The sequence below is a fragment of the Vulgatibacter incomptus genome (assembly GCF_001263175.1).
Taxonomy (GTDB): Bacteria; Myxococcota; Myxococcia; order Myxococcales; family Vulgatibacteraceae; genus Vulgatibacter; species Vulgatibacter incomptus.
In genome coordinates this window covers 1,195,480-1,210,291 of sequence record NZ_CP012332.1, presented here as the reverse complement: position 1 = coordinate 1,210,291, position 14,812 = coordinate 1,195,480, and the positions used below count along the sequence as shown (strand labels likewise).

Below are 14,812 nucleotides of genomic sequence, written 5' to 3'. Positions count from 1 at the left end.
CAAACCGAGGGTGTCGGAGGTGGGAACGCCATGCTCTCGCGAGCCGGCGCACACTACGTTCGGGCACCTGCCGGGTCAAGGAATCGCGGCCCCGCCTCGGCCTTCCGGGGGCCGCTGGACGAGCCTGCTCGGGACGATCCGGGCCGCCCTCGATGTTCGCCCGTTCCAACGCGGGCGCACGGCGCGCCGCCGTGCTAGATCGGCCGACCATGAGCAACCCACTGAACAAGCGCGAGCTGACCGCCTCGATGGTCATCGGCTTCCTGATCGGCCTCCCGGTGGCGGGGATGATCGCAGGCTTCGTGGCCTGGGTCTCCCTGCAGCGCCACGCGGCGGAGCTCGCCGGGGAGTTCGGTCTCTCGGAGGCCGTGATCGTCACCGAGACGATCGAAGCGGGCAAGCCGCTGGATATCTCCGCCCTCGCCAAGCGGCCGGTTCCCAGGCTCGTGGCGAGCCCGAACACCGTGGCCCCGGACGAGGTGAACGAGCTGATCGGCCAGTCCCCCAAGGTCGGCTTCGAGAAGGGGGATCTGCTCCTTCGCTCGGCCTTCGGGCTGGCGCCCAGGCAGGCGCCCGAAGCGGCCGAAGCGGCCGAATAGCGAACCGGCCCCTCCCACCCGTCGGTGAGGGGGCCGGGAATCGCCGGCGCCGGATGCTCGGGCGCTTATTCGGGGAGGCCGCCCTTGCTGGTGTTCCTCTTGCCCAGCAGGAAGGCCTCGAGGAAGGGCTGGAGCTCGCCGTCGAGGACCTTGTCCACCTGCGAGCTCTCCTCTCCGGTGCGCGTGTCCTTCACGAGCCGGTAGGGGGCGAGGACGTAGGACCGGATCTGGCTGCCCCAGCCGATGTCCGTCTTCGTCTCTTCGATGGCCTGCTTCTCGGCGTTCCGCTTCTTCTCCTCGAGCTCGTAGAGCCGGGCCTTGAGGATCTTCCAGGCGAGGTCGCGGTTCTTGTGCTGGGAGCGCTCGTTCTGCACCGCCACCACGATGCCGGTGGCGATGTGGGTGATGCGCACGGCCGAGGAGGTCTTGTTCACCTTCTGGCCGCCGGCGCCCGAGGAGCGGTAGACGTCGATCCGGACGTCCGACTCCTTCACGTCGATCTCGATGTCGGCCTCGATGTCGGGGTAGACGAAGACGCTCGCGAACGACGTCTGCCGCCGGGCCTGCGAGTCGAAGGGCGAGATGCGCACCAGCCGGTGCACGCCCGCCTCCGCCTTCAGGAAGCCGTACGCGAACTCGCCCCGCACCAGGATCGACGCGCTCTTGAGGCCGGCCTCCTCGCCCTCGGTGTAGTCGGCGAGCTCGACCTCCCAGCCCTGCCTCTCGCAGTAGCGGGTGTACATGCGCAGCAGCATCGCGGCCCAGTCCATGGACTCGGTGCCGCCGGCGCCGGAGTTGATCTCGATGATCGCGTCCGCCCCGTCGTTGGGGCCGGAGAGCATGCGGCGGAGCTCCAGACCGCGGATGGCCTCCTCGATCGCGTCCAGGCTGCCCTCGGCCTCTTTGCGGGAATCCTCGTCGCCCGCCTCGTTCGCCAGCTCGAGGAGCGCAAAGGCGTCGTCGAGGGCCCGCGAGGGGCTGTCCCACGCGCGGACGAGCTCTTCGGCCCGCGCCTTCTCCTTGTTGAGCGCCTGCGCCGCCTTCTGGTCGTCCCAGAAGCCCGGCTGCAGCGACATCTGCTCGATCTCCTCCGCGCGAAGCCTCAAAGGCTCGACGTCAAAGGCCCCTCCGGAGCGCGTCGAGGCGCACCTTCAGCTCGTCCATCCGTCCCTGAATCTCGTCGATCATCTCGTCCCGACTCCCGTCTAGAGCGTATGAAGAAATCGGTCCCGCAGAAGCGGGCCCGACTTCTTCAGCCGCGCTCCGCGCGGAAACGCTCTCAATTTCGTCTGCTCCGCCTTCGGCTTCGCTTGGCTCATGGGAAGAACACGGGGAAACCCGTGAAACTGCCGCAAAATACGGGATTTTCCACCCCGCGCAAGGCGATCCCTCTGCGGCTCGGGAATGACCCGGCCAGGGAGGAAACTCCGAGGTGATACGGGGCTTTCAGCGCCCGAACCAGCTCTGCTCCATCTCCGGATCGTCCAGGGAGAAGGAGGTCTCGGCGTCGACCTCGATCGCCGGGATGACCGCGGCGGGGAGGTTCGCGGGCGCCTTCGCGGCCTCCGGTGCAGACAGAAGCCCTGCGAGGGCCTCGCGGAGGATCGTCGAGACGGCCTTCCCTTCGCGTGCGGCCCGCTGCTCCGCCGCCTTGGCGAGCTCCGGGGAGACCCGGACGGCCATGATTCGCGCGCGAGAGAGCTCGGACTCGAGGGACTCGAGGGCGGCGGACGGCCGCGCGATCCGGTAATCGCCGCGGTCGATCATCTCCTTGATGAGCCGGGCGAGATCCTCGCGGGTTCGCCATCCGCTCTCGTAGAAGACCGCCTCTGCGTCGTAGTCGATCTCGAACCGCTCTTCGCTCATCGTCCCCTCCCCGTCTCTCGGGAGCCCTTGCTTCCCTTTTCTACCCCGGTTCGGGACGCCCGTGAAGGTTTCGGTCCTACCCCCTGGGCGTCGGCGAGCATCCCCGGCACGCCGAGGAGCTCCGCCTCCTTGCGGGCCATGCGCCGCGCCTCCCGCTCGGAGACCTCGTGATCGTACCCCAGGAGGTGGAGAAGACCGTGGGCCAGATAGCGGGAGAGCTCGAAGGCGAGGCTCCTCCCGTCCTCGGAGGCCCTTCTTCGCGCGGTATCGAGGGAGATCGCCAGATCGCCGAGCGGGATCGGAAAGCCCGGCAACAACGGCTCCTCGTTCCCCGCTGGGAAGGAGAGCACGTCCGTGGGTCGGTTCTTGCGCCGGAAGCGCCGGTTCAGCTCCTGAATCCCGGGGTCGGTGGTCAGGAGGATGGAGAGCTCCACGTCGCCCTTCCCGAGCTTCTCGAGGAACTCGCGGGCCCGCGCGCGCAGGATCCGGACGCCGTAGGCGCCCTCGGGGTGCTCGTTCTTGATCTGGATGTCGGCCACGCCGGCACCCTAACACGCCTGCCCGCCCTTGCTCCGATCGAGCCGCCTCTACTTGCGAAGGGCGCGGACGTTCGTCGGCGGCGCCTCGGCGTCGGGCGGATGCGAGGCCGCGAGGCTCGCCTTGGCGGCCGCGTCGTGTGCACCCGCCGGATACTCCGGCCGCGAGTGGTAGATGCCTTGGAGCGTGGCGCAGAAGCTCGCCCCGATCCGGGAGAGATCCCGCAGGGTGAGGCCGCACTCGTCGAGCTGGCCATCCGCCGAGATGCCGGCGATGAGCTTGTTCACGAGCTGCCGCAGCTTCTCCTCGGACGGATCCGCGAGGGAGCGGGAGGCGGCCTCGGCCGCATCGGCCATCATCACCAGGGCGGTCTCGGGAGACTGGGGCTTGGGCCCTGCGTAGCGGTAGAGGGTCGGGTCCACCGGCTCGGGCGCCTCCCTCCCCTCCTGCTCACGCAACGCCTTGTGATAGAAATAACCCACCAGGCGTGTCCCGTGGTGCTGGGGGATGGCGTCCGCGACCACGCGGGGCAGCTTGTGCTTCCGCGCCAGCTCGAGGCCGGTCGCGACATGCTCGATGATCAGGCGCGCCGACTCCTCGGGCGGCAGGTCGTCGTGGCGGTTGCCGCCCCGCTGGTTCTCGCCGAAGTAGAGCGGGTTCTTCCCCTTGCCGAGGTCGTGGTAGTACGCGCAGACCTTGGCCAGCAGGGGGTTGGCCCCGATCGCCTCGGCGGCCCCCTCCACGAGGGTCCCGACGATGATCGAGTGGTGGTAGGTGCCCGGCGCCTGGACGATCAGCTCCTTGAGCGCGGAGTGGTTCAGGTTCGCGAGCTCGAGGAGGCGAAGGTCGGTGGTGTAGCCGAAGACGCTCTCGAAGAGCGCGATCAGCGCCGTGACCAGGATCGGAGTGAAGACCGCTCCGCCCACGAAGGCCGTGAGCACGCTCACCACGAGCTCCCAGGAGAGGAGCTGGCCCGCGAAGAGGGCGAAGCAGATCACCGAGGCCGCCTGCGCGAGACCCGCCGCGGCGCCGGCCTTGAAGATCCCGCCGCGATCGCGTGCTCCCGCCACCCGCGCCGCCCCGGCCAGGGAGCCCAGGAGGACGAAGACGCCGACGGCGAGGGAGTTGCCGGCCATCACCCCGGCGAGGGCGGCGAAGGCCACGGAGAAGAGCAGCGCCGGCGCGGCGCCGAGCACGAAGCGGAGGGCCATCGCCCCCGCCGCGAAGGGGACGACCCAGGTCCAGGCCTCCACCGGGATCGTGGGGACGCGCTCGCGCAGGAGCTCGCCCAGCGTGATCGCGAAGCGCGAAAAGACGAGCATCCCCGAGAGCAGCAGCGCGAGGAGGACGCGATCCTTTCTCGAGAGGCGCAGGAAGCCTTTGCCCGAGCGCGCGAAGCCGAAGAGGCCGAGCGCCAGGAGCGCGGCGAGGAGAGCGCCGCCGATCCGGGCCTGCACGAGGTCCGTCTCCTGGGACTGGGCCCGCATTCCGCGGAAGATCGCCAGGTGCCGAGCCTCGATCCGCTCACCGTCGCCGATGATCTTCTCGCCCTTCTTGAGCTGGATCGCCACCGGCTTCACCGCCGCGCCCGCGTCCTCCCGGCGCTTGCGAGTCAGCTCGCCGTCGTACTTGAGGTTGGTCCGAATCTCACGCCGGGCGAGGTTCACCGCAGCCAGGCGCAGCTCGCGGGGGAGGCGGGAGAGGCTCTCGACGTTCCCTTCGATCCGCTCGCGAACCGCGGACAGGTCGCGGATCCCGCCCACCTCTGAGAGGAACTCCTCCGTGACCACGCTCTTGGGGCCCAGCCGGCGGATCGCTATCCCTCGGCTCCGGTGCTGGGCGAGCTCCTCGCGGTCTCCCACCACCATCTCGCGCATCACCTGGGTCACCAGGGTGACGACGCCCTCCTCCACCGCCTCCGGGAATCCCGCCCGGGTGAGGGCCGCCAGTTCCTCCTCTTCGAGGCGAGCGCCCAGCCGCCGCTCGATCTCGCCCCGCTCGCGCTCGATCGCCCGATAGGACGGGGCCTCCTTCGACGCGTCGCCCTTGGGGGTCTCGACCTTGTGAGGCGAACTCGCACCCTCGGTTTCGGCCTCCCGGCTGAGCGAGCGTGCGAAGTCGAAGCCGCTGTGGATCCGGGCGACGATGGCGTCCACCGCCAGCGCGTCGTACTCGTAGACCGCCCGCACCGCGGCAACGGCCTCTTCGCGCATGCGCCGCGTGGTTTCCTCGTCGGGGAGATCGTAGGCGCGGTTGGCCTTGATGGTCGCGGTCGCGAAGCTCCCCAGATCCCGGTCGTCGTAGGGGATCCGGGGATCGAGGAGTCCGGGGTTCAGAGCCGTAGCGGCCGCAGCGGCGACCAGGGCCAGGAGAACCAGGCCCAGAAGCCGGTCCACGACCCCTGAGAGGGATACGCGTTTCGGCTCCGTCGGGAGCGCTGCCTTGTCCTTGGTTCGCGCCATGTCGAACCCCGGATCGTGGCAGGTCGGCCGCAGCGCGTCAACGAGGCGACGCGGCCGTTCGTCCGCGAACTACGCCGCGGGCTCGACCTCTTCCTTCGGAGCGGCCGCGGCGGCCTTTCGGGCGGCGCGGCGGGCTTCCTGGGCCTCGTAGGCGAGGACCACCTGCTGCACGAGGGGGTGGCGGACCACGTCGACCTCGCTGAAGCCGCAGAAGGAGATGCCCTCGACGCCCTCGAGGGTCTCGCGGGCGTCGGCGAGGCCGGAGGTGCGGCCGGAGGGGAGGTCGACCTGGGTGACGTCGCCGGTGATCACCGCGCGGGAGCCGAAGCCGAGGCGGGTGAGGAACATCTTCATCTGCTCGACGGTGGTGTTCTGCGCCTCGTCGAGGATGACGAAGGAGTCGTTGAGGGTGCGGCCGCGCATGAAGGCGAGCGGCGCCACCTCGACCGTGCCCTTCTCGATGAGCCCCTGGGCCTTCTCTGAGTCCATCATGTCGTTGAGGGCGTCGTAGAGGGGGCGCAGGTAGGGGTTCACCTTCTCGGCGAGGTCGCCGGGGAGGAAGCCGAGCTTCTCGCCGGCCTCGACGGCCGGACGGCAGAGGACGATCCGCTTGATCCGCCGCTCCAGGAGAGCCGCCACCGCCATGGCCATGGCGAGGTAGGTCTTGCCGGTGCCCGCCGGGCCGATGCCGAAGACGATGTCGTGGCTGCGGATGGCGTCGATGTAGCGCTTCTGGGCGAGGCCCTTGGGCGCGATCACCCGGTTTCGGTTGGAGATGAAGACGGTGTCGAGGAAGATCTCCTTGAGGGAGACGTCCTTCCGCGCCGCGAGCACCTTGGCGGCCTGCTCGATGTCCTCCGGATAGAGCGGATAGCCGGCGCGGAGGAGCCCGTAGAGCTCCTGGATCACCCGCTCGGCGAGCAGGACCTTGGGCTCGTCGCCCACAAGTGTGACGGTGGTGCCTCGGTTGCTGATCCGGACGCCGGCGCGGCGCTCCAGGAGCTTGAGGTGCTCGTTCTGCGCACCCGCGAGGGTCTGGGCCAGGTTGCTGTCGTCGAGCTCTACGCGATGGGTGGTTTCCCGCATGTGTCCTCTCGAAGCCGAAAACAGGCCGGGCCCGGTCATTCTTTCCGGGTTATCGCAAGGGAGGCAGGAGCACGTATCCGGCCCGGTCCTCCGTTCTCCGATAGAAGTACGGTTCCGTCCAGGGATAGCGGAGATCGCCGTCGCCGAGCAGACGGGCCTCGACGAGCTCGGAGAGCGCGGCGGGATGGGCTCCCGTCTCGAGCCGGTGGAGCTCGAGGGCGAACCGGATCCGCGAGAGCTGGGCTTCGCCGATCGCCCGCTGTGCGGCCGGATCCCAGAGGGTCCTCTCCACGCCGGTGCCCGATCGCGCGCCCTCCCCGCTCGACGCCCGATGGGCCACGAGCCCGACCACGAGCGCGAGGGCGAGACTCAGGCCGACGCGGAGCCCGTATTTGGCGAGGCGCTCGCCCGGACCCGCGCGATCCGCCCGCGCCTCGGACGGCTCCGGAGCTATGCCACGGAGGAACCCGCCGGAGACGAGGTTGGCCAGCGCCTTGGTGGTCTCGAACTCGCCGAGGCGCGAGAGGTCGATCAGCGTCTCCACCGAGCGCCCCGGCTCGACCAGCTTCATCACCCGCCGCTCGGCGGGTCCGATCTCCGACGCCCCGGATCCTGCGTGGATCGCACCCCCGAAGGCCTGGTCGAGGTTGCTGTCCAGGTCGTCTTCGGCGCGCTGGGCGGGGAGAGGCGCGAGCCTCTCGAAGGTCATCTCCTTCGACGGGATCTTCCGCCGCACCGCCGGCCACTCGTCGACGATCCGGAAGCCCTCCATGAGCACCGCTTCGCTCCGGATCGGCGTGAAGGACTCCTTGTCCCAGGCCACCTCGACCTGCTCGAAGCGGTAGGTGCCGCTCTTCCAGGAGAAGAGCCGGTACAGCGTCTCCTGCGCCTGGAGCCTCGTCATCTCCCGCAAGAGCTCCCGGGTCATCGCACCGGACTCGACGAGGATGTCTCCGAGGCGCTTGAGCGTCCGCTTCTGCTCGTCCAGCGCCGCCTCGAGCTGCGCGTCGGAGAGCAGCTCAGCCCGAACCAGCATCCGCCCCAGGAGGTCCCGGCGGCGCCTGCCGACGTCCCCGGCGCCGACCACGTTCCCCTGGAGGAAGGAGATGTGGACCTCCTCGTCCTTGCTCTTCGACTCGAGGTGGAGGATCCCGGTCTTGGCCTGCTGGCCGATGAGCTGGAGGATCTCGGCGATCCCGAAGTCCTTGATCGTGCCGCGGAGCGCCATCGTCAGCCCGGTTCCTTCCAGCCTTCGCGAATGCCGAGGAGATAGGTCGCCGCCGTCGCGGTGGTGAGGAGCGCCGCCTTCCAGGCCGCGTCGAAGACGAAGGCCGGCCGGATCACGCCGTCGCTGATCGCCAGGAGGATCCCGAAGAAGGCGAAGATCCCGATGACGAGCGCCCCCCGCGCCGCCCGCCCCTTGAGCGCCGGCGCCGCGAGGAGGATCGCGCTGCAGCGAAGGACGACGCCCCGGCGCGCACGGTAGCTGGCGACCGCGAGCTCCTTCCGGACGCGGGCCGCCGGATCCACCCGGCCGCGGCGACCGAAGACGTGGACGCACTGGCCGCAGTCCGGGCCTCGCGAGGTCTCGGGGTCGCATCGCTCGCAGACGGAGCGCCCGCATCGCGCGCAACCGCGGCTCGGGCGAACGCGCCCACGGAACGAAGCCAGGGCTGCGAGCCCGGCGACGATCACCAGTCCCAGCCAGGTGACGAGCGGAGCGGGGACCCTGGGAGCGAGCCAGCCGGCGATCTGGGCCGTGACTCGGGCGGACTCGCCGGGCCGGGTCGCCAGCGCGACGAGATCGGCCTCGCGAAGGGAGGGATCGGCGAGGAAACGATGGCCGCCCGCAGCGTCCGGCTCACCGCCGCCCTTGCCGTATCGGGCGACGAGCGTCGGATCGAGCTCGACCGCCCGATCCCGCGCCTGCTGTCCCCTGGGGAAGTCGACCTGCCGGTAGTAGACCCGCGAGAGGTTGAACCAGGTCTCGGCCAGGCCGGGATCCGCCTCGAGCGCCTCGTCATACAGGCGGGCGGCGCCGGTCCAATCGCCGCGGAGGAAGCGGACGTTTCCGAGGCCGACGGACGCGTGGGCCCAACCCGGCCTGAGAACAAGGGCCCTTGCGAAGAGCGACTCTGCGGCGTCGAGCTTCCCCTGGCGCTTCTCGACCCGAGCGAGCGCGAAGAGCTCCTCGGGCCTCGGATCCTTCGCCTCGCTCCTCGGCGCCAGCGCCTCGGCGAGGCGCAGATCGGCGCCGCGGTCCACTCGATCCACCACCTCGGCGAGCGTTCCGCTCCAGGCCGTGCGATCGGCGAGCCACCCGGCTCCCGCAGGCAGCAGGCCCAAGACCACGAGCCAGACGCCGAGCACGGTCTTCTCGGTTCGGGAGAGGTAGAGCCAGATCGCCGCGACGACGCCCGACGCGAAGACCAGCGGGCCGAGGCCGAACGCGACGGGCAGCGCGAGGAGCACCAGGGCGACCGCTCCGCTTTGGAGGCGCGCGACCTGGCGAGGGAAGAGGTGGTGGAAGTCGTGGAGGACGTGGCGGCCGTGGCGCAAGGCCAGGAGCAGCAGCGTGAAGGCGCCCGTGAGCGCCAGCGCGAGGCCTGCGGCGACGCCCAGGTCGGCGAGGAATGGCCGCAGGTGTCGCTCGTGGCCGAGCCCCGCCCGGAGGGCCTCGAGGCCCGAGTGGCCCCAGTCCGCGACGTCCCAGGGATCGGCGGCGAAGCGCGCTGCGAGCCGCGACAGGTGCGCTGCAGGGAGCGAGGGCGAGAGGGCCACGGCGAGCTGGGCCCTCGCGAGGGCGGCGGCGGGATCGCTCCAGGTCAGGGCCTGGCTCTCACGGACGGCAGCGGCCGCGAAGGTGTCGAGCTCGGCTACGTCCAGCCTGTGGCGGAGATCGAGCACGCGGCTCTCGGCCGTGGCCGCCGCCAGGAGATCGCCGCGGGCTACGGCCTCCCGCCTGTCGCGCCACGCGTGCTCGAGGTCCTCGAGGGTCTCTTCCGGGAGAACGACGAGGCGGGCGAGCTCGTCGTCGGCCTCGAGCCTGCGGGCCTTGTCCGGGTCGGCGGCCTCGGGAGCGGGCGCAGCTTGTCCCCTCCTCGCGGCGGTGAGCCCCGCCCGGTGGGCCGCCTCCTCCACGAGCCGGCGCTCCTCCGCCTCGCCTAGCCGCCGCGCCTCCGCCTCGAAGCCTTCGTCGCCCCAGCTCTCCTCCGAGGGGGTGGCGACGCCGTGGGAACCCGCGAGCGGACGCGCCGCGCCCGCTGCGACCGGGAGCACGGTCGACAGCAGCGCCGCCAGCGCCGCGACGAGACGGATGGGCCGAAGCCGAACGCTCCTCAAATCACCCTCGGGAGGAAGTCGCAGGAATCCTAGCAAAGCCCCTCCTCGAACCGAAGGGAAGAGCCGTGGTCGGCGGGTGTTTTCCCTGGGTACTGCGGCCGGACCGACCTTCCAGGCGGGCGGAGGGAGGGCCCTCGATTCCCTTGGGCCAGGGGCGAGAGTAAAAGCCCTCCCGCTCACCGCGACGTATTCGGCGCGCGCACGAGCCGCGAAATCATGCGGCGGAAGAGGATCGGAATGGAGACGAAGACCACCGAGAAGGCAGCCGTCCAGCTGAAGCGCCTCCTCGAGATGATGACGCGGCTGCGCGCACCCGACGGATGCCCCTGGGATCGGGAGCAGACGATGGAGTCGCTCCGGCCGTACCTGGTCGAGGAATGCTACGAGGTGCTGGACGCCATCGACTCGGGCTCGAAGTCGGAGCACCGGGAGGAGCTCGGCGACCTCCTCTTCCAGATCGTCTTCCAGGCCGAGCTGGCCCGGGAGAGCGGCGACTGGGACCTGGCCGACGTGATCCAGGCGATCGCCGACAAGCTCGAATACCGCCACCCCCACGTCTTCGGCGACGTCAGGGTCGGGAGCGTCGCGGAGGTCGAGCAGAACTGGGCGAAGCTGAAGGCAGCGGAGAAGGAGAAGAAGAAGGGGCGCCGCGTCTCGGTGCTCGACGGCGTCCCCCGGCACGCGCCCGGCCTCGTTCGGGCGGAGCGCCTCACGGAGAAGGCCTCTCGTATCGGCTTCGACTGGCCGAATCTGGCGGGCGTGCGCTCCAAGGTCGACGAGGAGCTCGGCGAGCTCGACGAGGCGCTGGCCGGCGGCGACCGGGCCGCGATCGAGCACGAGCTCGGCGACGTGCTCTTCTCTCTGGCCAACCTGGCGCGCCACGCGCGCGTGCCGGCCGAGGAGGCCCTCCGGATGGCGATCCGCCGCTTCGAGACCCGCTTCACGTGGATGGAGGAGCGGCTCCACGAGCGCACGGGAGGAGCCGAGGCCTCCGCAGAGGAGATGGACGCCCTATGGGAGGAGGCGAAGCGCCGGGAGGCGTCCGGCTCGTAGGACGTTGTCCAACGGTTGCCCACAAGATCTGTGGGAAGCCTGTGGGCTCGCGGCTGGAGAGGGCACCTTTTCCAACGGTTTTTCGGCCTCCGGCCCCCGTGCTGCATCCTGCAGCATCCAGAAAAAGGGCTGGATTCCGAAGGCTTTGCTTGAAATTTTCTGGAAATGTCCACATCATCCGCGCCCATGCCCTCCAGGCAGGCCCTCTGTGGGCGAGCTGCCTCGAGGGGCCTTGACACCTGGTGCGTGGGCCGGTAGAAGGCCCCGCTTTCCAAGGGGATTGACGACGTGGCGAATACCCGTTCCGCATTGAAGCGCATCCGCCAGGCCGAAGTGGCCCGTGCGCGCAACAGCTCCATCCGCTCCAGCTTCCGCACCGCGATCAAGAAGGTCCGCGAGGCGGTCGCCAAGAACGACTCCACCACCGCCCAGGAGCTCCTGCGCCTGGCGACCCGGTCCATCGACAAGGCCGCCACCAAGGGCGTGATCAAGGGCCGCGCTGCGAGCCGCAAGATCTCGCGCCTCGCGAAGTCGGTCGCCGCCGGCGCCGCCGCGAAGTAGCACCCTCTTCGTAGAATGCCGACCGTTCGGGTCGGCATCGAACCGCGCTGGCGGACCGGGGACTCCCGTGTCCGCCGTTCGCGTTCTCCGCTAGCGGTTCAATTCAGAGACGGAGAGCCGGGCTTTCCCGGCTCCCTGCCCCCTGCCTGGAATGGGATCTCGTCAGCGCGGAGCGAGGTTCGGGCAGAGCTCGCGCCCCGCGCTCGCCATCATCGTCGCAGCCAGACGGCGGACCGCCTCGCGGCGCGACGCTTCCAGCGCCTGGAGATTCGTGGCGGGGAGGTAGTCCTCGGAGCCCGCGAGCTCTCGCCGGCAAAGCTCGGCGCCGTCCCGGACCAGGCTGAGCCGCACGACCGCCGAGAGCCGGTAGATCCCGACGCCCGTGCCGTCGCGGGTGGTGGCCGCCGGAGCCGCGATCATCGAGACGATCTCGCCATCGACCCTGGCAGGAGCGGCGGGGCCTGCCGTCCTGCCCGCTCGCGCCAGGGTCTCGGCCAGGGCCTCGGAGAAGATCGCGCCCGCCTCCGGCTCGCTGGTGCGGTTGGCGAAGACGGGCACGTACACCGCGCGGATGTCGTCCGGGAACCCCGGTCCGCCTACGGCGAACTGATAGCCGCAGCCACCGATGGCCAGGGCCAGCGGCAGCGCCTTCATCAGCGGCCTCGCCGCCGCGAGCGCGCGGGCGCCGATGTCGCGCCCTGCTCTCGCGAGCCCCGGGAGGTCCCGGCGGCCCGCCGGCTGGGTCACCCGAAGCGTCACGGCGAGACCACGAAGTTCACGAGGCGGCCCTTCACGAAGATCACCTTGCGGACCGTCATGCCCGCGAGGTGGGGCGCGACCTTGGCGTCCGCCTGGGCGGCGGCCTTCACCTCGTCCTCGCCGGCGTCGGCGCGGATCGCCACCTCGCCGCGGAGCTTGCCGTTGACCTGCACCGCGTAGACTCGGGTGTCCTCCTCGGTGAGGGCCGGATCGTAGGCGGGCCACTCGGTGGCCTGGAGCGAGCGCGTGGCGCCGTAGACCTCGGCGATCTCCTCCGCCAGGTGCGGAGCGATCGGCGAGAGCATGGCGGCCAGGAGGCGAATGGCCTCCGCCATGGCGGCGCGCTCGGCGTCGGTCTCCGGCTCCACCGGCGTGAGGAAGTTCACGAGCTCCATGGCCCGGGCCACCGCGGTATTGAACGAGAGCCTCTCGAGGTCCTCCGTCACCCGGCGAAGCGTCTTGTGGGCAGCGCGCCGGATCTCGAGCGAGCGGCCGTCGGCGGGGAGATCCCCGGGGAGGCCGGCCGAGTCGCGGTGCCGGTACGCGAGGCGCCAGATCCGCTGGAGGAACCGAGCGCTCCCCTCCACCTGCTCGTCGGACCACTGGATGTCGCGGTCCGGAGGCCCTGCGAACATGGTGAAGGTGCGGGCCGCGTCGGCGCCGTAGCGATCCACGATGGTGGCGGGCGCCACCACGTTGCCCCAGCGCTTGGACATCTTCCGGCCGTCGGGACCGTTCACGATGCCCTGGGTGACGAGGCGCTTCACGGGCTCTTCCTCCGCGCAGAGCCCCATCTCCTGCATCACCATGGTCCAGAAGCGGAAGTAGAGGAGGTGCATCGTGGAGTGCTCGGGACCTCCCACGTAGACGTCCACGGGCAACCAGCGATCCGCGCTCGACCGCGAGAACGGCAGCTCGTCGTTCTTCGGATCCAGGTAGCGGGCGAAGTACCAGCTCGAGTCGACGAAGGTGTCCATCGTCTCCACCTCGCGCCGGGCGGGGCCGCCGCAGCCGGGGCAGGTGGTGTTCACGAAGGAAGGCACCTTCGCGAGCGGCGGCTCGCCGCGACCCGTGAGCACTGCGGCGACGTCGATCTCCGGGAGCTCCACCGGGAGCTGGTCGTAGGGGACCGCGATCCCCTCCCCCGCCGGATCGCAGGCCTCGCAGTAGACGATGGGGATCGGCGTGCCCCAGTAGCGCTGACGGGAGATCCCCCAATCGCGCTGCCGGTAGGTCACGGAGGGACCGCCGAATCCGCCCTCCTTCGCGGCCGCCGCGATGGCCTTCCGCGCATCGGGGGAGGTCTGGCCCGTGTAGGGACCGCTGTTCTCGAGCACGCCGTCTTCGGTGAAGGCGGCGTCAGCGGGCAGGGCCGCGCCGTCGGCCGGACGGATCACCCGAACGATCGGCAGGCCGTAGAGCGTCGCGAACTCGAAGTCGCGCTCGTCGTGGGCCGGAACGCTCATCACCGCGCCGGTGCCGTAGTCGGAGACCACAAAGTTCGCAGCCCAGATCGGGAGCTTCGCGCCTGTGAAGGGGTGGACCGCGCGGGCGCCGGTGTCGACGCCCTCCTTCGGCAGCTCCTCGTCCCGGCCCTTCGTCGCCGCCTTACGCGCCTGGTCGGCGGCGAACGCGGTCACGGCCTCCCGCCGATCCGCGGGGACGATCGCGGCCAGCATCGGATGGTCGGGCGCCACCACCACGTAGGTGCAGCCGAAGACCGTGTCGGCCCGGGTCGTGAAGACGCGGACCTTCTCGGACGAGCCGTCGACGGCGAAGTCGAGCTCCGCGCCCTCGCTCTTGCCGATCCAGTTCCGCTGCTTCTTCACCACCTCTTCCGGCCAGTCCTTCAGCTCGTCGAGGTTCCGCAGGAGGCGCTCGGAGTACTCGGTGATCCGGAAGGCCCACTCGGCCATCTGCTTGATCACCACCGGATCGCTGGAGCGCTCGCAGAGCCCGTCCTTCACCTGCTCGTTGGCGATCACCGTCTGGCAGCCGGGGCACCAGTTCACGTGGGCCATCCGGCGGTACACGAGGCCCCGCTCCCGGAACTTCAGGAAGAACCACTGGCTCCACTTGTAGTAGGCGGGATCGTCGGTGGAGATCTCCCGGGACCAGTCGTAGGAGAAGCCAACCCGCTTCATCTCGGCCTTGAACGAGCGCACGTTCTCGCGGGTGCGCTCCGCCGGATGGCGCTTGTCCTTGATCGCCGCGTTCTCCGCCGGAAGCCCCAGGGCGTCCCAGCCCATGGGGTGCAGCACGTCGAAGCCCTTCATCCGCGAGTAGCGGGCGATGACGTCGCCGAGGAGGTAGTTGCGCACGTGCCCCATGTGCAGGGCGCCCGAGGGGTACGGGAACATCTCGAGGACGTACTTCTTCGGCAGGTCGCCCCGTCGGCCGGCGGCAAAGAGACCCTCCGCCTCCCAGCGGTCCTGCCACTTGGGCTCGATGGTCTGCGGCTCGTAGCGTTCCTGCATGTCTGCGTCTCCTTCGGACGGCCTGGCGCTGGCGGAATCTAACAAAATCGGCTGCCTCCGCGGGGCTCAA

General features: G+C 70.2%; 11 protein-coding genes and 1 pseudogene. 3 read left to right on the top strand and 9 right to left on the bottom strand.

The window, feature by feature from the left end; genetic code table 11:
* Positions 1-209: 209 nt before the first annotated feature.
* Entirely contained in the window at positions 210-599 is a 390-nt protein-coding gene (locus tag AKJ08_RS04855; protein WP_157370480.1) for a CpaB family protein, read from the top strand.
* A 65-nt stretch (positions 600-664) separates the two neighbouring features.
* On the opposite strand, the gene prfB is transcribed toward AKJ08_RS04855, so the two are convergent.
* The 7 genes from prfB to AKJ08_RS04820 form a co-directional block, all read right to left on the bottom strand.
* Positions 665-1,787 (bottom strand): peptide chain release factor 2 gene (gene prfB / locus AKJ08_RS04850; RefSeq protein ID WP_240475436.1). Its coding sequence is split into 2 segments (ribosomal slippage): positions 665-1,726 and positions 1,728-1,787, totalling 1,122 coding nucleotides; the frame shifts between segments, so codons are not numbered across the junction.
* Between the two features lie 258 nt (positions 1,788-2,045).
* On the bottom strand, positions 2,046-2,465 hold the full coding sequence (locus AKJ08_RS04845) for a hypothetical protein (RefSeq protein ID WP_050725032.1): 420 nt from the start codon (positions 2,463-2,465) through the stop codon (positions 2,046-2,048).
* Positions 2,462-3,004, bottom strand: coding sequence for an rRNA maturation RNase YbeY (gene ybeY, locus AKJ08_RS04840; RefSeq protein WP_240475435.1), 543 nt, complete (start codon positions 3,002-3,004; stop codon positions 2,462-2,464). Before ybeY ends, AKJ08_RS04845 begins: the two co-directional genes overlap by 4 nt.
* Positions 3,005-3,052: 48 nt before the next feature.
* Positions 3,053-5,464: an HD family phosphohydrolase gene (locus AKJ08_RS04835; RefSeq protein WP_050725031.1), complete on the bottom strand. Its 2,412-nt coding sequence runs from the start codon at positions 5,462-5,464 to the stop codon at positions 3,053-3,055.
* 69 nt (positions 5,465-5,533) lie between these two features.
* Positions 5,534-6,550, bottom strand: a complete 1,017-nt coding sequence (locus AKJ08_RS04830; RefSeq protein WP_050725030.1) for a PhoH family protein — start codon at positions 6,548-6,550, stop codon at positions 5,534-5,536.
* 49 nt (positions 6,551-6,599) lie between these two features.
* Complete coding sequence (locus AKJ08_RS04825) at positions 6,600-7,778, bottom strand: DUF4388 domain-containing protein (protein WP_050725029.1); 1,179 nt, start codon at positions 7,776-7,778, stop codon at positions 6,600-6,602.
* A 2-nt stretch (positions 7,779-7,780) separates the two neighbouring features.
* Positions 7,781-9,892, bottom strand: a complete 2,112-nt coding sequence (locus AKJ08_RS04820) for a tetratricopeptide repeat protein (protein WP_050725028.1) — start codon at positions 9,890-9,892, stop codon at positions 7,781-7,783.
* Positions 9,893-10,129: 237 nt separating this feature from the next.
* Here AKJ08_RS04820 and mazG point away from each other — a divergent pair, with 237 nt between their 5' ends.
* Together mazG and rpsT are read left to right on the top strand one after the other, a co-directional pair.
* Positions 10,130-10,945 (top strand): nucleoside triphosphate pyrophosphohydrolase, encoded by an 816-nt coding sequence (mazG, locus tag AKJ08_RS04815; RefSeq protein WP_050727432.1) that lies wholly within the window; start codon positions 10,130-10,132, stop codon positions 10,943-10,945.
* A gap of 276 nt (positions 10,946-11,221) precedes the next feature.
* Positions 11,222-11,506, top strand: a pseudogene (gene rpsT, locus AKJ08_RS04810) (30S ribosomal protein S20); the annotation flags it as partial.
* Between the two features lie 162 nt (positions 11,507-11,668).
* Here the strand turns inward: rpsT and lptE are convergent.
* Positions 11,669-12,265 carry an LPS assembly lipoprotein LptE gene (lptE, locus tag AKJ08_RS04805; RefSeq protein ID WP_050725026.1) on the bottom strand — a complete coding sequence of 199 codons (597 nt, stop codon included), beginning with the start codon at positions 12,263-12,265 and terminating at the stop codon, positions 11,669-11,671.
* Positions 12,262-14,742 carry a leucine--tRNA ligase gene (leuS, locus tag AKJ08_RS04800; protein WP_050725025.1) on the bottom strand — a complete coding sequence of 827 codons (2,481 nt, stop codon included), beginning with the start codon at positions 14,740-14,742 and terminating at the stop codon, positions 12,262-12,264. Before leuS ends, lptE begins: the two co-directional genes overlap by 4 nt.
* Positions 14,743-14,812: the final 70 nt, after the last annotated feature.